This is a genomic window from Streptomyces sp. NPDC046716 (assembly GCF_040645755.1).
Lineage (GTDB): Bacteria > Actinomycetota > Actinomycetes > Streptomycetales > Streptomycetaceae > Streptomyces.
Map to the genome: position 1 here is coordinate 24,222 of NZ_JBEYYU010000064.1, position 21,627 is coordinate 45,848.

Annotated in this window: 19 protein-coding genes, 1 rRNA gene and 1 riboswitch; of the genes, 5 read left to right on the forward strand and 15 right to left on the reverse strand. The window is 69.6% G+C overall.

Annotated elements, in window-relative coordinates:
• Positions 1 to 168: 168 nt before the first annotated feature.
• On the forward strand, positions 169 to 984 hold the full coding sequence (locus tag ABZ930_RS34025) for a PhzF family phenazine biosynthesis protein (protein ID WP_361556747.1): 816 nt from the start codon (positions 169 to 171) through the stop codon (positions 982 to 984).
• 68 nt (positions 985 to 1,052) lie between these two features.
• Here the strand turns inward: ABZ930_RS34025 and ABZ930_RS34030 are convergent, their stop codons facing one another.
• Together ABZ930_RS34030 and ABZ930_RS34035 are read right to left on the reverse strand one after the other, a co-directional pair.
• Positions 1,053 to 1,592 (reverse strand): class I SAM-dependent methyltransferase, encoded by a 540-nt coding sequence (locus ABZ930_RS34030; RefSeq protein WP_361556750.1) that lies wholly within the window; start codon positions 1,590 to 1,592, stop codon positions 1,053 to 1,055.
• Positions 1,593 to 1,628: 36 nt separating this feature from the next.
• A complete protein-coding gene (locus ABZ930_RS34035) occupies positions 1,629 to 2,429 on the reverse strand; it encodes a type II CAAX endopeptidase family protein (protein WP_361556753.1) in 801 nt (266 codons plus the stop codon).
• A 189-nt stretch (positions 2,430 to 2,618) separates the two neighbouring features.
• Between ABZ930_RS34035 and ABZ930_RS34040 the strand changes: the two genes are divergently transcribed.
• Entirely contained in the window at positions 2,619 to 4,391 is a 1,773-nt protein-coding gene (locus ABZ930_RS34040; protein WP_361556756.1) for a substrate-binding and VWA domain-containing protein, read from the forward strand.
• A gap of 15 nt (positions 4,392 to 4,406) precedes the next feature.
• Here the strand turns inward: ABZ930_RS34040 and ABZ930_RS34045 are convergent, their stop codons facing one another.
• Positions 4,407 to 5,927, reverse strand: a complete 1,521-nt coding sequence (locus ABZ930_RS34045) for a glutamate-cysteine ligase family protein (RefSeq protein ID WP_361556759.1) — start codon at positions 5,925 to 5,927, stop codon at positions 4,407 to 4,409.
• Between the two features lie 531 nt (positions 5,928 to 6,458).
• Between ABZ930_RS34045 and ABZ930_RS34050 the strand changes: the two genes are divergently transcribed.
• Entirely contained in the window at positions 6,459 to 7,046 is a 588-nt protein-coding gene (locus ABZ930_RS34050) for a hypothetical protein (RefSeq protein WP_361556762.1), read from the forward strand.
• Between the two features lie 357 nt (positions 7,047 to 7,403).
• Positions 7,404 to 7,604, forward strand: a complete 201-nt coding sequence (locus ABZ930_RS34055) for a DUF5999 family protein (protein WP_361556798.1) — start codon at positions 7,404 to 7,406, stop codon at positions 7,602 to 7,604.
• Between the two features lie 70 nt (positions 7,605 to 7,674).
• On the opposite strand, the gene gcvP is transcribed toward ABZ930_RS34055, so the two are convergent.
• Positions 7,675 to 10,563: an aminomethyl-transferring glycine dehydrogenase gene (gene gcvP / locus ABZ930_RS34060; RefSeq protein WP_361556765.1), complete on the reverse strand. Its 2,889-nt coding sequence runs from the start codon at positions 10,561 to 10,563 to the stop codon at positions 7,675 to 7,677.
• A 184-nt stretch (positions 10,564 to 10,747) separates the two neighbouring features.
• A riboswitch (glycine riboswitch) is annotated at positions 10,748 to 10,844 on the reverse strand.
• 114 nt (positions 10,845 to 10,958) lie between these two features.
• On the opposite strand from gcvP, the gene ABZ930_RS34065 reads away from it, so the two are divergent.
• Positions 10,959 to 11,333, forward strand: coding sequence for a PRC-barrel domain-containing protein (locus ABZ930_RS34065; protein ID WP_361556768.1), 375 nt, complete (start codon positions 10,959 to 10,961; stop codon positions 11,331 to 11,333).
• Between the two features lie 64 nt (positions 11,334 to 11,397).
• Here ABZ930_RS34065 and ABZ930_RS34070 read toward each other — a convergent pair whose 3' ends face one another.
• The 11 genes from ABZ930_RS34070 to rrf form a co-directional block, all read right to left on the reverse strand.
• Positions 11,398 to 12,759, reverse strand: coding sequence for a DNA polymerase IV (locus tag ABZ930_RS34070; RefSeq protein WP_361556771.1), 1,362 nt, complete (start codon positions 12,757 to 12,759; stop codon positions 11,398 to 11,400).
• Between the two features lie 46 nt (positions 12,760 to 12,805).
• Positions 12,806 to 13,426, reverse strand: a complete 621-nt coding sequence (locus tag ABZ930_RS34075; protein WP_361556774.1) for a MerR family transcriptional regulator — start codon at positions 13,424 to 13,426, stop codon at positions 12,806 to 12,808.
• A 206-nt stretch (positions 13,427 to 13,632) separates the two neighbouring features.
• A complete protein-coding gene (locus ABZ930_RS34080) occupies positions 13,633 to 14,106 on the reverse strand; it encodes a bifunctional nuclease family protein (protein WP_005475662.1) in 474 nt (157 codons plus the stop codon).
• A gap of 86 nt (positions 14,107 to 14,192) precedes the next feature.
• Positions 14,193 to 14,927 (reverse strand): MerR family transcriptional regulator, encoded by a 735-nt coding sequence (locus ABZ930_RS34085; RefSeq protein WP_361556777.1) that lies wholly within the window; start codon positions 14,925 to 14,927, stop codon positions 14,193 to 14,195.
• A 27-nt stretch (positions 14,928 to 14,954) separates the two neighbouring features.
• Positions 14,955 to 15,899: an FHA domain-containing protein gene (locus tag ABZ930_RS34090; protein ID WP_361556801.1), complete on the reverse strand. Its 945-nt coding sequence runs from the start codon at positions 15,897 to 15,899 to the stop codon at positions 14,955 to 14,957.
• Positions 15,900 to 15,981: 82 nt separating this feature from the next.
• Entirely contained in the window at positions 15,982 to 16,857 is an 876-nt protein-coding gene (locus ABZ930_RS34095; RefSeq protein WP_361556780.1) for a DUF881 domain-containing protein, read from the reverse strand.
• A gap of 5 nt (positions 16,858 to 16,862) precedes the next feature.
• Positions 16,863 to 17,195, reverse strand: a complete 333-nt coding sequence (locus ABZ930_RS34100; RefSeq protein ID WP_111663691.1) for a small basic family protein — start codon at positions 17,193 to 17,195, stop codon at positions 16,863 to 16,865.
• On the reverse strand, positions 17,192 to 18,094 hold the full coding sequence (locus tag ABZ930_RS34105) for a DUF881 domain-containing protein (RefSeq protein WP_361556784.1): 903 nt from the start codon (positions 18,092 to 18,094) through the stop codon (positions 17,192 to 17,194). Before ABZ930_RS34105 ends, ABZ930_RS34100 begins: the two co-directional genes overlap by 4 nt.
• Before the next feature lie 87 nt (positions 18,095 to 18,181).
• Positions 18,182 to 20,677, reverse strand: a complete 2,496-nt coding sequence (locus ABZ930_RS34110; RefSeq protein ID WP_361556787.1) for a mannose-1-phosphate guanyltransferase — start codon at positions 20,675 to 20,677, stop codon at positions 18,182 to 18,184.
• 115 nt (positions 20,678 to 20,792) lie between these two features.
• The gene (locus ABZ930_RS34115; protein WP_361556790.1) at positions 20,793 to 21,401 is read right to left on the reverse strand and encodes a CDP-alcohol phosphatidyltransferase family protein; all 609 of its coding nucleotides are present in this window, start codon (positions 21,399 to 21,401) and stop codon (positions 20,793 to 20,795) included.
• Positions 21,402 to 21,533: 132 nt separating this feature from the next.
• Positions 21,534 to 21,627 (reverse strand): 5S ribosomal RNA (rrf, locus tag ABZ930_RS34120); the annotation flags it as partial.

Consider the following 21,627-nt stretch of genomic DNA (forward strand, 5'->3'; position numbering starts at 1 on the left):
GTCCTTTCACAACTGATCGAGGGTTTCGATGACCGCGATCATTGACCGATCGCGATGGCTCAACGATATATCGGAACACTTCGTTTGGCAACAGTCGCCGAGGGCTGCCGTGTCCGCGCAGGTCAGGCGGTGTACGGCGGGGCGGGGAGGGCGCCTACCGTCCCGGGTATGCGGATTCGAATCGTGGACGCCTTCAGCTCCCGCCCCTTCGCCGGCAACCCCGCCGGCGTCCTGCTCCTCGACGCCTTCCCCGACGACGCCTGGCTGCGGAACGTGGCCAGGGAGGTCAACCACGCCGAGACGGCCTTCGCGCACCCGCTGCCCGAGGGCGGTGACGCGGACTGGGCCCTGCGCTGGTTCACGCCCGCCACGGAAGTGGCCATGTGCGGTCACGCGACCCTCGCGACGGCGCACGTGCTGCACTCCACGGGGATCACGAAGGGGCCGGTGCGGTTCGCCACCCTCAGCGGGGTCCTCGTGGCCACGCCGAACGAGGACGGTTCCCTCACCCTGGACTTCCCGACCGCGCCGCTCACCGAGGAGCCGACGCCCGCCGGTCTCGCCGAGGCGCTCGGCGCCCGGCCGCTCTCCGTGCGCGACACCGGCCCCTCCGTCGGCGACCTGCTGGTCGAACTCCCCGACGAGCGCACCGTCCTGGCCCTCGCCCCGGACCTCAAGGCGCTCGGCGCGCACTCCGCACGCGGCGTCATCGCCACCGCGCCCGCCGAGGACCCGGCGCGGGGCTACGACTTCGTGTCCCGCTGCTTCTTCCCGAACGTCGGCATCGACGAGGACCCGGTGACCGGCAGCGCCCACACCGCGCTGGCCCCGTTCTGGGCCGAGCGCCTCGGCCGCACCGAGCTGACGGGCCTCCAGGCGTCGACCCGCACCGGCCTGGTCAAGGTCGCACTACGGGGCGAGCGCACGCTGCTCACCGGATCCGCGGTGACGGTGATCGACGGCGAGCTCAACAGCCGCCCCTAGGGCCTGTCTTCACACCCCGCTCTGCCGGACGACGAGCGGGGTGTGAAGACAGGCCCCAGAGCCCGCCGCTACGACCGCCGGGTGGCCACGATCGCCGAGGTGAGCGGGGTCGTGAGCACCTCGGTCGCCGCCAGGGCCGGGTGCGTCAGACAGAAGAAGCGCAACGCGTCGGCCTCCCCCTCGAACCGAGGCGGCCAGTCGGCGGACGGGGTGAAGTCGTCCATGACGAGCACGCCACCGGGGGCGAGCAGCGAGACGACGCGCTCGGCGTCGTCCCGCTTGCCGCCGCCGTCGCAGAAGAAGACGTCGAAGGGCGCGTGCCGTTCCAGCAGCCGCCAGTCCCCATGGAGCACGCTCACCCGGTCGTCGCCGACGAAGATCCCGGCCGCCCGCCGGGCCAGTCCCTCGTCCCGCTCCACCGTGACCAGCCGCGCCCCGCCCCCGAGCCCGCTGTCCAGCCAGGCGGCACCCACCCCCGCGCCGGTGCCGCTCTCGGCGATCGTCCCGCGCGGCTTCGAGGCGGCAGCCGCTCTCAGCAGCCGCCCCACCTCGCGCAGGCAGCTCTTGGCGAACCCCAGCCGGGCCACGATCCGCTCCGCCTCCGCCACCCGCTCGTACAGAACGGACCGCCCCCGCGCGGGCACTCAGGCGGTAGGCAGCCAGTCCACCTTCCCCGCGAGCAGCGCGTATCCCACGAACGCGCCGACATCCAGCAGGGTGTGGGCGACGACCAGCGGCCCGACGCGTCCCCACCGCCGGTACAGGAAGGCGAAGACGACGCCCATCGCGAGGTTCCCGAAGAACCCGCCGATGCCCTGGTACAGGTGGTAAGAGCCGCGCAGCACGGACGACGCGACGAGCGCCGTGCCGGGGGTCCACCCCAACTGCCCCAGCCTGCGCAGCAGATACCCGACGACGATGACCTCCTCGAGGACGGCGTTCTGCGCCGCCGAGAGGATCAGCACGGGGAACTTCCACCACACGTCGGGCAGCGCCTCGGGCACCACGGTGAGGTTGAACCCGAGCCCCCGGGCCGCCAGATAGAAGGCGATACCGCAGCTGCCGATCACGGCGGCGATCGCGGCGCCGCGCGCCGAGTCGAACCACGGCCGGGTCCGGTCGAAGCCGATCGTGCGCAGGCTCCCGCCCTCCCGCAGCAGGAGGTGCGCGACGAGCGCGACGGGCACGAGCGCGCTGGCGATGCCGAACAACTGCCACGCCAGATCCAGCCACGGACGCCCGGGCGCCGCCGAGGCGTTGAGGGTCGCCGCCTGATCCTTCAGACCCCCCGGTTTGGTGACCGATCCGACAAAGCTGATCAGCGCGGACACGCCACTCGCACCGAGCGAAAGCCCCAGAACGAGCAACGTCTCGTCCCGTAGAAATCGCCGTGAAAGCCGCTCGCCGGGAAAAGATCCGGCCACCGACCCTGGTTCCACCTGCACACCTGCCTTAGTTGTGTATTCCCGCCTCATCCCTCACGTCGCCCCGCTAGGGTCTCGAATGCAGGTACGAAGATCGCGCGCGACAGGCCGAGGGGGACGGGGCGCCGCAGTCCGGCGAACCGCTCCCCTCTCTTGCTTCACCGCTTATATCGCAACTGCCTTCACGGCTCAGGGAGGGGCTCCAACGTCATGGGACGTCACAGCAGCATGCCCGACGAATACGGGACGGCCACGGCCGACCGCCGACCGCGATCGCGCGGCCGCACGGTGGCCATCGCGACGGCCCTGGTCCTCGTCGTCGCGGCAGGCACGGCCGTGGCGCTCCGCAGCGACCTGCTCGGTCTCGGCGACTCCTGCGGAAAAACGGTCCATCTCAGCGTGGCCGCCTCCCCCGACATCGCCCCGGCGCTGCGCGCCGCCGCCACCCACGCGAGGGACCAGAAGCTGACCTCGGACGGGGCCTGCCTCGACGTGGCGGTCTCCGCCCACGACTCGTACAAGGTCGCCGACACCCTGCGCAGCGGGAAGGGCGACGCGGGCTTCCAGGTCTGGGTGCCGGACGCGGAGCTGTGGATCAAGCGGGTCGAGCAGAACGACAAGGCGACGAGCGTGTCCACGACCGGCACGGTCGCCACCTCACCGATCGGCGTCGGCATGGTCCCCTCGGCCGCCAAGTCCTTCGGCTTCCCCGAGAAGAAGTACAGCTGGACGGAGCTGGCGGGCGCCGCGCTCCAGGAGAACAAGCTCCGGCTGGGCGCCGCCGATCCGGCCCGCAGCGCCACGGGGCTGCTGACGCTCACCCAACTCGCCGCGGCCTCGGCGAAGTCCGGCGACGACGGCACCCAGGCCGCCGCCATGGCGAAGGTCCTCTCCCAGCGCACGTCCGACAGCGACGGGCAGCTGATGGACACGGTCGCCCGTGACGAGTCCGGCACCGAGCGGGGCAACCCGAAGCGCAACGAGGCACTGGTCCTCTCCGAACAGGCCGCCTTCGCGCACAACGCCGAGGTGGGCGAATCGGGCGCCCTCGACCTCTTCTATCCCAAGGACGGCTCGCCCGAGCTGAACTACCCCTTCACGCTGGTCGACGAGTCCTCCCTCAGCACGGAGGAGAGCCGCGCCGCGGTCCGCTTCATGACGCTGCTCAACACCACCGCCGGCCACCGCATCCTCAGCAAGTACGGCTTCCGCAACGAGGACTCCGCGGTCGTGAAGTCGGTCGCCGAGGGCGCCGGCGGCCGCGCCCCGCAGCCGTACGCCGACGCCGCCTCGGAACCGGCCACGGACGAGCAGCTGGAGCAGACCCTCGGCATGTGGACGATCACGGTGCAGAGCGCCCGCGTCCTCGTGGTCGTCGACGCCTCCGGCTCGATGGCGAACCCGGCGCCGGGCCGCTCCGAGACCCGGATGGAGGTGACCAAGGCCTCGATGCTGGCGGCCCTGTCCACCTCCTTCACCGACGAGGACGACATCGGCCTGTGGGAGTTCGCGACCAAGCTGGACGGCGATCGCGACTACAAGAAGCTCGTCCCGACCGCGCGCCTCGGCGACCGCGGCAGCTCCGGCACCCAGCGCGAGCGCCTCTCCGCCGCGTTCGCCGCGCTCCAGCCGGTGCCGGACGGCGCGACGGGCCTGTACGACACGACGCTCGCCGCCTACAAGGACGCCAAGGCGTCGTACAAGAAGGGCAAGTTCAACGCCGTGGTCGTGGTGACCGACGGCGTGAACGAGGACCCCGGCTCGATCTCCCGCAGCAGCCTGGTCCAGCAGTTGCAGTCGCTGACCGACCCCGAGCGGCCCGTGCCGCTCATCGCGATCGCCGTCGGCCCGAACACCGACAAGGACGAGATCGAGCAGATCGCCGAGGCCACCGGCGGCTCGGGCCACCAGGTCCGCGACCCCGCCGACATCCAGCAGGTCATCCTCAAGGCCATCATGGAGGCGGGCGCGAGAACCAACTGATCGGCGACCGGCCGATCAGCGCAGCGGCACCGCGGGCTCCGGCAGCCCGACGGGCCAGGTGTGGACCGGCTCGCCGAGGTGCATCAGCTCGGCGTACCGGCGGGTGGTCGCCGCGAGCGCCGCGTCCCGTGCGAGGCCGCTCTCCAGGGCCCGGTGGTAGGTCGCGGCCTGCCACTGCGCCCCGTTCGTCCGCCGGGCGCAGCGCTCCTCGATGACCCCCAGATAGAAGTCCCGGTCGGCGGGTTCGACGCCCCACGCGTCGAGCCCGGCGGCCGCGAGCGGCAGCAGTTCCTCCCGTACGAGCGTCACGGCCGGCACCTCCTCCATGCCGCCGAACCGGCCCCGGCGCGGCCACTGCAGCCGCGCCTCGATCCCGTACCGGCACGCGGCGTCGAAGTTCCGCGACGCCGCGTCGAAGGAGAGCCGCGACCACACGGGCCGCGCGTCCTCGGCGAGCGCCCGTACGACGCCGTAGTAGAAGGCCGCGTTGGCGATCACGTCGGTGACGGTGGGCCCGGCCGGCAGCACCCGGTTCTCCACCCGCAGATGCGGCACCCCGTCGGCGACCCCGTACACGGGCCGGTTCCACCGGTACACGGTGCCGTTGTGCAGCACGAGTTCGGCGAGACTAGGTGTGCCGCCCTTCTCGATGACCTCCAGCGGCCGTTCGTCGTCGAGCAGCGGCAGCAGTGGCGGGAAGTACCGCAGATTCTCCTCGAAGAGGTCGTACGCGGAATCGATCCAGCGCTCCCCGAACCAGGTGCGCGGCCGTACTCCTTGGGCGACGAGTTCCGGCGGCCGGGTGTCCGTCGACTGCTGGAACAACGGCGGCCGCGACTCCCGCCACAGCTCCCGCCCGAACAGGAACGGCGAATTGGCACCGAGTGCAATCTGTACGGCGGCGACCGCCTGCGCCGCGTTCCACACCGCGGCGAAACGTCCCGGTGTGACCTGGAGGTGCAGCTGCACCGAGGTGCACGCCGCCTCCGGTGCGATCGACGCGGAGGTGCAGCTCAGCCGCTCGACGCCGTCGATGTCGAGGGAGAACTCCTCGCCGCGCGCGGCCACGATCTGGTCGTTGAGCAGGGTGTAGCGATCGACGTCCGACAGATTCGCGGAGACGAGATCGTCCGCGCTCAGCGTCGGCAGAATACCGATCATCACGATTCCCGCCGCGACCTCGTTGGCTTTGCGGTGCGCATAGCCGAGACCGGTCCGCAGCTCTTCCGCCAGCTGGTCGAGCACCCGCCCGCCGAGGCGGTGCGGCGCGATATTAACTTCGAGATTGAACATCGCGAGTTCCGTCTGGAAATCGCGGCTCGCAATCCTCTCCAGTACTTCTGCATTCATCATTCTCGGCATACCGTCGGGCCCGGCGAGATTCAGCTCGATCTCCAGACCCATGAGATTCTTGGGACGGTCGAACCGCTTCTCGTCCAGCAGCCTCTGGAGTCCCTCGAGACACTCCCTGTGCTTGTCCCGGTAGCGCCGTCGGTCTGCCATGTCGACCGCGCCCGCAACGACCTTCTCCCCCATGGAAGCGTCCCTCCTCGCTCGGGCAGCCCGCCCACCCGGCCGTTTGTCACGGTGGATGATGCCCAGGCAATGTGATCGATAACGCCCCGCTCGGGCCCGCGGGGCAGTACGCTCCACGCTGTTACCCCGAGGCACATTCCTTAGGCATGCGGCCCCGCGCAGATTCACCGGCCCGAGATCTGGTGAAAAACGCCGACGAGAACCGGCCGACCGCTTGACCTAAAGACACCGAGGTCACGGTCGGGCCCCTCGCGGAAACCGCGATAAAAGTCCGCAAAATAGGGCCGAAACTCAGGCTGATTAAGCCCTTGCCGTTGCCACGGGGTCTGGTAGCCGAAACACCGAGTGAACATACGTCGTATAAACTCCGCGAACGAGACAGAGTGTGGGCGCCCGTGGCCGATGCCCCCGCCCTCTCTGGCCCGCCACGCACCTTCTGTGTACTCACGTGCCCCCAGCAGCAGACAGCGCCGTCCGCTCTCCCGCACCGCCCCCAGCACCACGTGCCTGTCGAATGAGAGGCGACCCACCATGCCGCTGCATGTCCCTCCGGCCCCCGCGCCCGCCCTGCGCACCGTCCTCACGGCTCTCGGTTCCCCCACCGCCGTCCGTGAGGCGCGGACCCCGTCACTGCGTGCCGCCCAAGGGCCCGCGAGCCCCGAACTCCCGCTACCCGTCCATGTCCTGGACCACATCACCGAGACCACGGGCCCCTCGCGCGCCCGTCTCACCGGCTGGCGCTTCCTGATCCGCTGTGGGGAGCGGGCCGTGGCCGCCGCCGACACGATGCTCACCCCCGACGGCTGGGCCTTCTCGCACTTCTTCGAGGGCCCCTACGTCACGTCCACCGAGCGCGCGCTGCGCCAGGCGGAGGCCCTGCCCCAGCACTACCAGCCCCGGCTGCTGTCGGTGCCCGAGCTGTACATGCTCACGCTGTGGCTGCACGGGGACCACACCGCCGACGCGGCGACCGGTCATCCGGCGGCCGACGACATCCTGGTCCCGCTCGCGCCGGCCCCGCCCGGCATCGCGGCCCACCGCCCGCACCGCGTCGCCGAGTTGCTGCCGGTCCTCACCCACCGGCTGACGCCCGCGCGCGCCACGACCCTGCTCGCCTGACGCGGCCGGACACCGTACCGCTCGACCCGCCCGGAGACCTGTGCCCCGCGCCGCCCGCCGTCCGGCCGCGGGGCACAGCCCTGTCCGCACACGAGCGCCCCGACCGGACTAGCCCCATCCGGCCACCCCGAACCACCCGAAGGGACAGTGCCGTTGAGCTGAACCGTCCGCACGGGTGACGCGTCTCCAACCTGTGAGGACCGCTGCTACGAAATCCCTGCGGATTGACGCCCACAGGGCAACACTGGGTTCCGACCGACTGACAACGGGGGTGCGGCCATGAACAAGCCTTCACGCCGCAGCACGGACAGCGACGCCAGCGTCATCGACATCACTACGCAGCGAAAGATCCCATCCATGTGCCAGCACCAGCCACCGTGCCCGACAGCAGACTCCGCGGACCGCGAGGCCGCGCTCCCAGTGGCCCACCACCCGGAGCAGGGCTGGAGCCTCCTGTGCAACGGAGTCCTGCTCTTCGAGGACACCGGCGAACTGCTGCCCAACGGCACCATCATCGCCCCGCACCGCCCACTGGGCGCGGTGGTGACAGCGGCCTAGCGCCCCGAAAGGGGCGCGGGGAACGGCGCGACCAGCCACCGACAACGGCTGGCCGCGCACCCCCGTCGGCTCACCCCTCGTAGGCGTCCATGGGCGGGCAGGAACACACGAGGTTCCGGTCACCGAACGCCTGGTCGATGCGCCGCACCGGCGGCCAGTACTTGTCAGCGGCAACCACCCCGGCAGGGAAGACCGCCTCGTCACGGCTGTACGCGTGCTCCCACTCCCCGCCGAGCATCCCGGCCGTGTGCGGAGCATTCCGCAGGGGATTGTCATCACCGGACCACTCGCCGGAGGCGACCCGCTCGATCTCACCCCGGATCGCGATCATCGCGTCGCAGAACCGGTCGAGCTCGATGAGGTCCTCGCTCTCGGTCGGCTCGATCATCAGCGTCCCGGTGACCGGGAACGACATGGTCGGCGCGTGGAACCCGTAGTCGATCAGCCGCTTGGCGATGTCGTCGACGCTGACCCCGGTCGCCTTGCTGAGCGGCCGCAGATCGATGATGCACTCGTGCGCGACGAGCCCGCCGGGCCCGGTGTACAGCACCGGGAAGTGCGGTTCGAGCCGCTTGGCGATGTAGTTGGCCGAGAGCACGGCCACCTGCGTGGCCCGCTTCAGCCCCTCGCCGCCCATGAGCCGGACGTACGCCCAGGAGATCGGCAGGATTCCGGCGGAGCCCCACGGCGCGGCGGAGATCGGCCCGACCCCCGTCTCGGGACCGGCGCTCGGCTGCAGCGGGTGGTTCGGCAGGTACGGCGCCAGGTGCGCGCGCACACCGACGGGACCGACACCCGGACCACCGCCGCCGTGCGGGATGCAGAACGTCTTGTGCAGGTTCAGGTGCGAGACGTCGCCACCGAAGTGGCCCGGCTTGGCCAGCCCCACCAGGGCGTTGAGGTTGGCACCGTCGACGTACACCTGACCGCCGGCGTCGTGCACGGCGGCGCAGATGTCCGCGACGTGCTCCTCGAACACACCGTGAGTAGACGGGTACGTGATCATGAGCACGGCCAGCTGATCGGCGTACTGCTCGATCTTGGCGCGCAGGTCCTCGACGTCGATCTCGCCGTCGTCGGCGGTCTTCACGACGACGACCTTCATGCCGGCCATGACCGCGCTCGCCGCGTTGGTGCCGTGCGCCGAGGACGGAATGAGGCAGACGGTCCGCTGGTCGTCCCCGTTGGCCCGGTGGTAGCCGCGGACGGCGAGCAGCCCGGCGAGCTCGCCCTGCGACCCGGCGTTCGGCTGGAGCGAGACGTTGTCGTAGCCGGTGACCTCGGCGAGCCGCTCCTCCAGCTCACGGATGAGCGTGAGGTAGCCCTGCGCCTGCTCGGCCGGCGCGAAGGGGTGCAGCTGTCCGAACTCGGGCCAGGTGACCGGCTCCATCTCCGTCGTCGCGTTGAGCTTCATCGTGCAGGAGCCGAGCGGGATCATGCCGCGGTCCAGCGCGTAGTCGCGGTCGGCGAGCCGGCGCAGGTAGCGCAGCATCGCGGTCTCGGAGCGGTACTGGTGGAAGACGGGGTGGGTCAGGTAGGCGTCGCCGCGCAGCCGCGCGTCCGGCAGCGCGTCCTCGGTCGCGGCGTCCAGCGCCTGGATGTCGGCGCCCGCGACGCCGAAGGCCTCCCAGACGATGCCGAGCTGGGCGCGGGTGGTGGTCTCGTCGCAGGCGACCGAGACCCGGTCGGCGTCGACGAGCCGCAGGTTCACCCCGTTCTCCCGCGCGGCGCTCACCACGGCGGCGGCCCGGCCCGGCACCCGTACGGTCACGGTGTCGAAGTACGCCTGGTGCACGACCTCGACACCGCCCGCCGTGAGTCCTGCGGCCAGCAGGGTGGCGTAGCGGTGGGTGCGCCGTGCGATGGACTTCAGCCCGTCGGGCCCGTGGTAGACGGCGTACATGCCGGCCATGACGGCGAGCAGCACCTGTGCGGTGCAGATGTTGCTGGTCGCCTTCTCGCGGCGGATGTGCTGCTCGCGCGTCTGGAGGGCGAGGCGGTACGCCTTGTTGCCGTCGGCGTCGACGGAGACGCCCACGAGACGGCCCGGCAGCGAGCGCGCGAACTTCTCGCGGACCGCCATGTAACCGGCGTGCGGCCCGCCGAAGCCCATCGGCACACCGAACCGCTGCGTGGTGCCGACGGCGATGTCCGCGCCCAGCTCACCGGGCGAGGTCAGCAGCGTCAGAGCGAGCAGGTCGGCGGCGACGGTGACGATGGCGCCCAGCTCGTGCGCCTGGTCGATGACGGGCTTGATGTCGCGCACCGCGCCGGAGGCACCGGGGTACTGCACCAGCACACCGACGACCCCGCGCTCGGCGACCTCGGCGGGGATGCCGTCGCTCAGGTCGGCGACGACGATCTCGACGCCGGTCGGCTCGGCCCGGGTCCGGATCACGGCGACGGTCTGCGGCAGCGCGTCGGCGTCGATGACGTACACGCCGTTCTTGACCTTGCCGATGCGCCGTGACAGCGCCATGGCCTCGGCGGCGGCCGTGCCCTCGTCGAGCAGCGAGGCGCCGGAGGTCGGCAGCCCGGTCAGCTCGGCGACCATGGTCTGGAAGTTGAGCAGCGCCTCCAGGCGGCCCTGCGAGATCTCCGGCTGGTAGGGCGTGTACGCCGTGTACCAGGAGGGGTTCTCCATGACGTTGCGCAGGATGACGGGCGGCGTGAACGTCCCGTAGTAGCCGAGCCCGATCATCGAGCCGAGCACCTGATTGCGGTCGGCGAGCGAGCGGAGCTCCTCGAGCACCTCGGCCTCGGTGCGGGCCGCGGGCAGCTCCAGCGCCTCGGTGCTCTTGATCACGTCCGGCACCGCGGCCGCCGTCAGCTCGTCGAGCGAGCCGTAGCCGACCTGCGCGAGCATCTTGGCCTGAGCGGCGTCGTCGGGACCGATGTGGCGCTGTTCGAAGGGGATTCCCTGTTCCAGCTGCGCGAGCGGAATGCGGTGGGCGGTCATGGCGGAGGCCTCCTGGTCATTGCGACCTGCGAGGGGCACCACGGCGCTGGTGCCCGGACGGCCTCCCCCTCTGTCATCTCAACCTGAGAGCTTCACCGGCCGCCCGCCCGAATCACGGGGCACACCGGCTTTCACCGTCGGTGAGGGCGGGCACCGTGCACCCCGCCCTGCTTTCCAGAGTGACCTCGTCCGTGCGGTACAGGGGCCTGAGAGATTCCGGGGAGGATTTGCTCCTTCGGCGTCCTCCGACGGCAGTCGGTGGACTCTCCCGCACGGGGTCAGCAGCCATTCGCCAGCCTACCAGCGGCGACCTGGCCGTCACCCTCGAGTGGCCGCCTTCCCCAATGTGCTCTTTCGTAGTGCTTACAGACGAGTTGCGACCTGCTGGAGGGCCCGTGCAGACCGACATCGATCCGCGCAACCTGATCGGCCGCAAGGCGCTCGACCGCAACGGAACGAAGATCGGCACCATCGACGAGGTCTACCTCGACGACGCCACGGGCGTTCCGGAGTGGGCGGCCATACGGACCGGCCTGTTCAGCCGGGACGCCTTCGTCCCCCTGGAGCCGAGCGAACTGGTCGACGGCACCCTGCGCGTCCCCTTCGAACGCTCCCTGATCAAGGACGCCCCCGACTTCGGCGTGGGCCGCCACCTCTCCCCCGAACAGGAACTGCAGCTCTACCACCACTACGGCCTCGACGTATCGGCCCCGGAGAACCCGGACCTGTCCTTCGGCCACATCGCAGGCACGGAAACCGACCCGACCTGACCCCCGCCAGGGGCGCGGGGAACTGCGCGACCAGCCACACTCCACGCGTACCCGGATCGCCCCCTCACCCGGCAGCCACCTCCACGAGCGGCAACGGATCAGCGGCCTCCAACAACGGGTCGTCGACGGAGAACGTCCGCACCCGCCCCGGCTCCACGGAGTAAGGCGTCTCGAACCGCACGGTGACCCGCCCGACCCCACTCCCCTGCACCCACCCGCGCCCGAACTCGGCGTGCCGCACATCGTGCCCGGCCATCCATCGCCGCGCCGCAGGCTCCTCGACCACGTCCTCGACCGGACCGACCGTCTCCTCGGCCTCCTCCACCACGGCTGCCGCCGCCTCCTCGGAAGCGGCGGCGGCCTGGGCGAACAGGTCCTCCTGCGTGAAGTCGGCGAGCCCGCTGACACCTACTCCGAGCAGCCGCACGCCGCCGGTGGTGTCCACGCCCTCGAGGAGCCGCGCGGCGGCCTCCCGGACCACCCCCGGATCATCGGTCGGCCCGCGCAGCGTCTCGGACCGCGTCAGGGTCGAGAAGTCGTACCGCCGCACCTTCAGCACCACGGTCCGCCCCGATCTCCCGGCGGCCCGCAGCCGCTCCACGCACCGGTCGGCGAGCCGCTGCACCTCCATGCGGACCCGCACCCGGTCATGGATGTCGACGTCGTACGTGTCCTCGACGGAGACGGACTTGGAGTCCCGCTCGGCGACGACCGGCCGCTCGTCCCGCGCGAGCGCCATCGCGTGCAGATGACTTCCGTGGGCCTTCCCCAGCATCCGTACGAGCTCGTCCTCGCCCGCCTCGGCGATCTCCTCGACGGTGTGGATCCCCGCCCGGCGCAGATGGTCCCCGGTGGCCGGCCCGACGCCCGGCAGGATCCGTACGGACTTCGGCCCGAGCAGCTCCCGCTCGGTCCCCGGCGGTATCAGCAGCAGCCCGTCCGGCTTGGCCTCCTCGGAGGCGATCTTCGCGAGCATCTTGGAGACGGCGAGCCCCACGGATCCGCTGAGCCCGGTCACCCGTCGGATGTCACCGCGCAACTTCAGCCCCACGGCTTCCGCGGAACGCGCGTCCCAGGCCGTCTCACCGGCCTCCAGATCGACGAACGCCTCGTCCAGGCTCAAGGGCTCCACGAGCGGCGAAAGCTCCCGCAGAAGGGCCATCACCTGCTCGCTGATCTCCCGGTACAGCCGGAACCGGGGCACGAGGTACGCGGCGTTCGGCGCGAGCCGCCGCGCCTGCCCCATCGGCATGGCGGAGTGCACCCCGAACCTGCGCGCCTCGTACGAGGCGGTGGCCACGACCCCGCGCGGTCCGAGCCCGCCCACGACGACGGCTTTCCCGCGCAGGCTGGGCTTCGCCGCCTGCTCCGCGGAGGCGTAGAAGGCATCCATGTCGAGATGCAGAATCGTCGGTGCGGTTCTCACACCACCGATGCTGCCCTACGGCACTGACAACGCGGCCGCACCACCGTCACACGGCCCGGTTGCGCCGCCTCGCGAGCTCGTCCGCGGGATTCGTCCTGACGATGGTCTCGCCGGTGTCCACCCGCTCCCCGTGCAGCTGCGACAGCGCGCTCTCCACGTCCCGCCAGACGACCCCCACCGCGATGCCGAAGATCCCCTGCCCGCCCTGGAGCAGGTCGTGGACCTCGTCCGGCGACGTGCACTCGTACACGGTGGCGCCGTCGCTCATGAGGGTCATGCGCTCGAGGTCCCGGAAACCCCGCTCCCGCAGGTGCTGCACCGCGGTCCGGATGTTCTGCAGGGAGACCCCCGTGTCGAGGAACCGCTTCACGACCTTCAGGACGACGACGTCCCGGAAGCTGTAGAGCCGCTGGGTCCCCGACCCGTACGCGGGCCGCACACTGGGCTCGACCAGGCCGGTCCTGGCCCAGTAGTCGAGCTGCCGATAGGTGATGCCGGCCGCCGCACACGCGGTCGGTCCCCGGTATCCGATCTCCTCGGAAGTCGCGTCGCCATCCGCTCCCGCCGCCACAGACACCGCCTGCGGACGCTGCGGAATGTGATCGGCCGCGCTGCCGTGAAACGTGTACGGACCGCCCGTAGCCGTACCGTCGCCGCTGCTTCTCACGCCGACCTCCTCTTATGACCTGCCCTGTCGACGGTAAGCAGTCACTGGGGGTGCGTCAACGAACGCCACACTCGCCACGCCGAGTGATAATCACCCTAAGAGTGGTTTCGCGTACCCCGCAGCGGGGAAAGGCTAGCCGAATGCGCCGAGGCGGCCGCCACCAGGCGACCGCCTCACTTCACGACCCTCAGGTCACTATCTGCCGATCACTGACTGTTCGTCCCGAAATCTTCGGGCGAGATCTGATCGAGGAACTCGCGGAACTTCTCCACCTCGTCCTCCTGCTCGTCCGGAATCGCGATCCCGGCGTCGTCCAGCACCCCGTCGCTGCCGAAGATCGGCGTACCGGTGCGCAGGGCGAGGGCTATGGCGTCCGACGGGCGGGCGCTGACCTCCACGCCGCTCGCGAACACCAGCTCCGCGTAGAAGACGCCTTCCCGCAGGTCCGTGATGCGTACTTCCGTGAGCTCCTGCCCGACCGCCTCCAGCACGTCCTTGAACAGGTCGTGCGTCAGCGGACGCGCGGGGGCCATGCCCTGCTGAGCGAAGGCGATGGCCGTCGCCTCCCCCGGTCCGATCCAGATGGGGAGGTAGCGGTCGCCTCCCACTTCACGCAGGAGCACGATCGGCTGGTTGGAGGGCATTTCGACCCGGACACCTACGACGTCGAGCTCGTTCACACAGCAACCCTAGGACGTGCCCGGCAGGTTTGGGTAGTCGGGCATGCGCCGGATGCCGGGCCGACGGCGCTCACCCGCCCCTGCGATCAGGGAAGACGCACCCCGAGAGCGGTCTGCACAAGTGCCGCGTGCAGCTTCACCGTGAGCCCCGCGAGCTCCTTGGCGCGCGCCTGCGCGAGCGTCCTGGTCTGCGGGTTGCGGTGCACCTTCAGCGGTGCGACGACGGAGTCCACCAGGCCCGCCTCGCGGTCCGCGGCGGCCCGCATGACCCGCAGGTGGCGCGGGCCGATCCCGAACCGGCCGAGCTCGCCGATCAGCTCGGCGACCAGTACCGCCGAGGCGTCGTACCCGCCGTCGGGCAGTTGGGCGATGAGCCCGTACGACTCCCACTCGTCGAGCTCCGCCTCGTCGGTCCCGGCGGCGGCGAGCAGCTCGTCCCGGCCGACGCGGGCGGCGGTCGGAGCGTCTCCGCTCTCCTCCGCGACGGCGTCGCCGGGCCGCCCCGGCGCGGGCACGGGCAGGGACTCGCCCCGCTCCAGGGCGTCGAGCTGCTCCTTGATGACCTTCAGCGGCAGGTAGTGGTCCCGCTGCATCCGCAGGACGTGGGCGAGTCGCTCGACGTCTTCCGGGCTGAACTTGCGGTAGCCCGAGGGCGTCCGCTGCGGCTCGATGAGCCCCTCCGACTCCAGGAACCGAATCTTGGAGATCGTGACTTCGGGAAACTCGTCGCGCAGCACGTTCAGTACGGTGCCGATGCTCATCAGCCGACTGTCCACGGTGGCGGTGCCGCTGCCGGCACCGCCCCTCGGTGTGTGAAGCATGGACCTTCCTGACGGTTCGCTGGTGGGTCAGATACCTCGCTGGGTCGCCGCGTAGAAGACCAGCCGGTACTTGCCGATCTGCACCTCGTCGCCGTTGTTCAGCGTCACCGAGTCGATGCGCTCACGGTTCACGTACGTGCCGTTGAGGCTGCCGACGTCGGCGACGGTGAACGAGCCGTCCTGGAGGCGACGGAACTCCACGTGGCGGCGCGACACGGTCACGTCGTCCAGGAAGATGTCGCTCTGCGGATGCCGGCCCGCCGTGGTCAGCTCGCCGTCGAGGAGGAAGCGGCTGCCCGAGTTCGGACCGCGTCGCACCACCAGGAGCGCCGAGCCCAGCGGCAGCGCGTCGACCGCGGCCTGCGCCTCGGGCGACAGCGTCGGAAGCTGCGTCTGACCGGTGGCCTCGGGGTCGTAGGACTCGAGACCGGAGATGGAGATCGTGGAGGTGGTCTCCGACGGCCCCTCGGCCGCCACCCCGCCCCGCAGCGGCGCACCGCAGTTGGAACAGAACCGGCTGTTCTCGCCGTTCCGGTTCCCACACCTCTGACACACCAGAGCCGACATGGACGGATCCTCCTGCCGCGGCTGCCCCGCGGGGGCTTGGGACGCGTACGGGCCAGGGCCAAACCCTCCACCCGAACTTGAGGTTGACGGTTCCCCGAAACCTATGCGGCCGGAACCGGCAGGGTCAACAGACGACGCGCCCTGTCCGCCCGAATTGTCACCGCCGACCTGGTCCCGGAACAGCGGGCGCTCGCCCACCTGCGTCTCCGGCACGTCTCCCTGGCGCGACGCACGGTGACGACCATCTTCACGTGCGCTCTTGCCGAACAACTTCGCAAACAACTTCACGGGCGATTCCCCTTGACCGAAACAGACCCGCCCGTGGGGCAGGACGAACCCTGACTGCACACATCGGCGTACATCACGAACACGGACATCCTCACAACGTCCGTATCCGCCAAACAGTTTCCACCACGCACCCCGCCTACGGTGCGCCGACCCCCCGCAACCTCATGCCCTCGCACTACATCCCCCATGCACATACGCCTCACTGGGAGGACGACCGAGCGTAATCAGGCTGTCGCGCTGCTCGCAAGGCGTCCACGACGATCTTCTCCGAACGGCTCACGTCCACGGTGGCCTGCTCCTTCTCCAGCGTCTGCACCACACCTCCGGGGATGTTGAGGGCCGGTTCGAGGTCCTGCGGCTTGCCGATGACCTTGAAGGTGTACGGCTGATTGATCTTGTGTCCATCGACGCTGACCCCCTTCCCTCCGGTTCCGTCCGTCAGGTATGTGTTCGCCACGACACGCACCCCGTTCACCTGGATCGCCTCGGCGCCCGCGGCCCGCAGCTCCTGGATCGCGTCGAGCAGCATGTCCGCCTCGACGGCCCCCTTCGTGTCCCTGACGGTCATCGTGATCCCCGGACCCTGCGCCGCGACGGTTCCCGCCAGAATGCCGAGTTGACGTTCCTTCTCGACGGTCTGCTTGCGGGCCTCCTCGGCCTGGTCCGAACTGTTCTCCAGCTCGGTGCGCTGGTCCTCGAGACCTTGCTTCTCATCTTCCAGACGCTGAGTCCGGTCATCGAGTTCATCGAGGATGCGCACGAGATCTTCCTGACGCGCACCGCGCAGCGCGCTGTTGTCGCTGTTGGACCGCACCTGGATGGCGAGTCCGAGGCCCAGTACGAACAACAGCACGGCCACGATCAGTTGAGCGCGTGACACGCGCGGCGGCCACAGTCCCTTCACCAGACGCTGACGCCCGGTCAGCTGCGGCTCGCCCACCGGCTCCGGCAGGACCTCCTCGGGCGCGGCCGCCCTGACCTCCGCCGGCAGCTCCTTGCGCAGCCGGTACGAGGGCTCGGCGCCCTCCCGATTCTCACGGGACTCGGGGTTCTGGGGAGCCTCGTCGGGGTTCATCGGCCTCACGCCCGGAACACGTGCCGCCGGATGGCGGCGGCGTTGGAGAAGATCCGGATGCCGAGGACCACCACGACACCGGTCGACAGCTGCGCGCCCACGCCCAACTTGTCGCCCAGGAAGACGATCAGCGCGGCCACGACCACGTTCGACAGGAACGACACGACGAACACCTTGTCGTCGAAGATCCCGTCCAGCATGGCGCGCAGCCCGCCGAACACCGCGTCGAGCGCCGCGACGACGGCGATCGGAAGGTAAGGCTCCACCACCGCCGGAACCTCGGGACGGATGAACAACCCGACCACGACTCCCACGACGAGGCCCAGTACGGCGATCACGATGTGCCCTTCTGCTCTGCTCTCGGCTGTGCTGTACGTACGATCACGCTCGGCGCGGCGGGGATCTTGACGTCGTCCAGCGTCGAAATGCTGTTCCGGATCCCGAAGTTCTCCGTCAGGGCGTGCAGGTACAACCCGTCGGAGCTGTTCTGGAACCGGGTGCTCAGCCGCTGCCCGTCCCCCACCGCGAGCACCGTGTACGGCGGCACCAGCGGCTTGTTGTCGACCAGTATCGCGTCACCGGCGGCCCTGATGGCGGACAGGGCGGTGAGCCGCTGCCCGTTGATGCTCACGGCCTCGGCCCCGGACTCCCACAGGCCGTTGACGACGCGCTGCATGTCCCGGTCCCGCACCCGCCCGGTGTCGGAGAAGTCCGCGCTCTCGCGAGGCCCTCCGGTGCCGCTCTGAGCGGATTTGGCATCGTCGACGACCAGCTTGACGCCCGGCCCGTGCACGGCGACGGCCCCCGACAGCATCCCGACCAACTCGCCCTGCTCACCGCCGTGTTTCTTCAGCGCCTCGCGCTGTTTGTTCCCCACGTCGGTGCGGAGCGAGTCGACCTGGCCCTCCAGCCTGTCGGCGGTCTCGCTCTCCTGGTCGATCCGGTCGATCAGCTCTTCGCGCTCCTTGGCCACGACCGGCGCCGCGATCCGGGCCTGCGCGGCCCCGACGGTGACGACCAGCGCGGCCAGCACCAGGCCGGCGGCGAGCCCCAGCTTCGCCCGCAGTGTCTTCGGCAGCCCGCTCTGCCCCTGGGCCCGCTTGCGGGCCGCGGATTCCGCGTACCCGTCGTCCAGGCTGTGGTCCATCACGTTCGTCAGCAGCGACATGGACGCATCGGGGCGCGTGGGGCGCTCGGGGCTGCTCCGAACGCGGTGCTGCTGCGGCATGCCGCACATCGTCGCACGACGTGCCCGCTACCTCCGAATGGCCCCACGGACGAACCGGCCACCGCCCCACCGGACGGTGACCGGCCCGACGCGGGCTCAGCGGCCGGCGCTGTCCACGACGGCCGTCCACTCGTCGAGGAGCGCTTGAGCGGAGGCGTCGTCGGGGCCCTCGGCCCACAGGTGGGTGACGGCCTCGGCCGGGTCGGGCAGCACCATGACCCAGCGTCCGTCGGCCTCGACGACCCGTACCCCGTCGGTGGTGTCCACGAACCGGTCACCGGCCTCTTCGACGACCCGCCGCATGACGAGTCCCTTGACGGCCCACGGTGTCGCCAGGTCCCGCTTGAGCACGTGCGCCCGCGGGATCCGCGCGTCGATCTGGCTCAAGGTCAGCTGGGTCCGCGCGACAAGACCGATGAGCCGGACGAACGCGGCGGTCCCGTCGAACACACTGCTGAACTCGGGCACGATGAATCCGCCGCGCCCGTCACCGCCGAAGATGGTCCCGTCGTCGCGCCCCACACGCGTGAGGTCGTCGGGCGACGTCGTCGTCCATTCGACCTGCGTCCCGTGGTACGCGGCGACCTGCTCCGCGATCCGGGTGGTGGTGACGGGCAGCGCGACCCGCCCACTGCGGCGATCGGCGGCCACGAGGTCGAGCATCACAAGCAGCGCCCGGTCGTCCTCGACGATCCGGCCCTTCTCGTCGACGAGCGAGAGCCGCTCACCGACCGGGTCGAACCGGACACCGAAGGCGGCCCGCGCCGAGGCGACGATCTCCCCGAGCCGGACGAGCCCGGACCGTCGTGCGTCGGCGGTCTCCGTGGGCCGCGACTCGTCGAGCCCCGGGTTGATGGTCAGCGAGTCGACCCCGAGCCGCCCCAGGAGGCTGGGCAGCACGAGCCCGGCACTGCCGTTGGAGGCGTCGACGACGACCTTGAGGCCCGCGTCGGCGATCCCCTTGGTGTCGACGTTCCTGAGAAGCGACCCGGTGTACGAGTCGAAGACGCTCGAGGGGAAGTGCAGATCCCCGATCTCTCCCGGGAACGCGCGACGGTACTCCTGGCGGGCGTACACGCGGTCCAGCTTGCGCTGGCTGCCCTGCGAGAGGTCGGCACCGCGCTCGTCGAAGAACATGATGTCGACGGAGTCCGGTACCCCGGGCGTCGTACGGATCATGATCCCGCCGGCACTGCCCCGCGCGGTCTGCTGCCGGGCCACGGGCAGCGGCACGTTCTCCAGGTCCCGAACGTCGATGGCGCTGGCCTGCAGGGCGGAGATGACGGCCCGCTTCAGCGCCCGCGCGCCACGGGAGTGGTCACGGGCGGTCGTGACGGTGGACCCCTTCTTCAGGGTCGTGGCGTACGCCCCCGCGAGCCGCACGGCCAGCTCCGGAGTGATCTCGACATTGAGGATTCCGGAGACACCACGGGCCCCGAACAGATGGGCCTGCCCGCGGGACTCCCAGATCACCGACGTATTGACGAAGGCGCCGGCCTCGATCGTCTTGAACGGGTAGACCCGCACATTGCCCTGGATGATCGATTCCTCACCGACGAGGCATTCGTCGCCGATGACGGCGCCGTCCTCGATCCGGGAGGCACGCATGATGTCGGTGTTCTTCCCGACGACACAGCCGCGCAGATTGCTGTGCTGCCCGATGTAGACGTTGTCGTGAACGACGGCCTTGTGCAGAAAGGCGCCGCTCTTCACGACGACGTTGGAGCCCACGACGGTGTGTTCACGAATCTCGACATCGGCTTCGACCTTGGCGTAGTCACCGATGTACAGCGGCCCGCGCAGCACGGCGTCCGGATGCACCTCGGCGCCCTCGGCGACCCACACCCCCGGCGAGATCTCGAACCCGTCGAGCTCGACGTCGACCTTCCCCTCGAGCACATCGGCCTGGGCCTTCACATAGCTCTCGTGGGTACCGACGTCCTCCCAGTACCCCTCGGCCACGTACCCGTAGACCGGCTTGCCCTCCTTCATCAGCTGCGGGAAGACATCGCCGGACCAGTCGACGGGCACATCGGCTTCGACGTAGTCGAATACCTCGGGCTCCATGACATAAATACCCGTGTTCACGGTGTCCGAGAAGACCTGACCCCAGGTCGGCTTCTCGAGGAACCGTTCCACCTTCCCCTCTTCGTCGACAATGGTGATGCCGAATTCCAGAGGGTTGGGCACACGCGTCAGGCATACGGTGACGAGCGCACCCTTTTCCTTGTGGAAATTGATGAGCTCGGTGAGGTCGAAATCAGTCAGAGCGTCACCGGAGATCACGAGAAAGGCGTCGTCCTTCAGCGCCTCCTCCGCGTTCTTCACGCTGCCGGCGGTGCCGAGTGGCTTCTCCTCGTTGGCATAGGTGAGCTCCATACCGAGCTCTTCGCCGTCCCCGAAGTAGTTCTTGACCAGCGAGGCCAGGAACTGAACGGTGACTACGGTTTCGCTGAGCCCATGCCGCTTGAGCAACCTGAGCACATGCTCCATGATCGGCCGATTGGCCACGGGCAGGAGCGGCTTGGGCATACTCGAGGTCATGGGGCGAAGGCGTGTGCCTTCGCCTCCGGCCATCACGACGGCCTTCATGTCGGAAGCGTCCTCCTTGAAGAGACGACGGTCTAACCGACTGCGCTCGTCAAGTATCGCTCACCAGGATGAACAGCGGGAGCGACCTGGCCTCACCCGGCGCTGGATGGCGAGCTCAATCGGCCGTGGAGTCCGCTTTGACGACGCGGCGGACCTGGACCACGTAGAGGATCCCTGCCCACCAATACAGCGTTGTACCCCATCCAGCGAACGCCCATCCGAAAATAGCAGCGAGTTCATGGATCCAGCCGCTTCCGTCACTGAGCAGCAAGAGCGGGAACGCATACATCAGGTTGAAGGTGGCCGCCTTGCCCAGGAAGTTCACCTGGGGCGGCGGATAGCCGTGGCGCCTGAGGATCCCCACCATCACCAGTAGGAGCAGTTCTCGCGCAAGCAGTGCAGCCGTCAACCAAATGGGGAGAATGTCGCGCCAGGTCAAGCCGACCAAGGTGGACAGAATGTAGAGCCGGTCGGCGGCGGGGTCGAGCAGCCGGCCGAGGCTGCTGATCTGATTCCAGCGGCGCGCGAGCTTCCCGTCGAGATAGTCGCTGACACCACTCAGCGCGAGCACGAGCAGTGCCCATCCATCACTCTTCGGCCCGCCGAACTCCGGCCTGAGGATCAGCCACAGGAACAGGGGTACGCCGACGAGCCGCGCCATGCTGAGGATGTTCGGGATGGTGAGGACCCGGTCTGTCTGGACACGGGTCTCTTGGACCTCCACCCGGGGGCCTCCTGGGTAATTAAGCCAACGATGCCCCCTGACTTTACCCTCAGCCCTGCCCGGCGGACGCGAGGGGCCCCCGTAAACGCAGAAAACCCCCGTGCCGATGGCACGGGGGTTTTCTCAAAAATAGTTCGGCGGCGTCCTACTCTCCCACAGGGTCCCCCCTGCAGTACCATCGGCGCTGTAAGGCTTAGCTTCCGGGTTCGGAATGTAACCGGGCGTT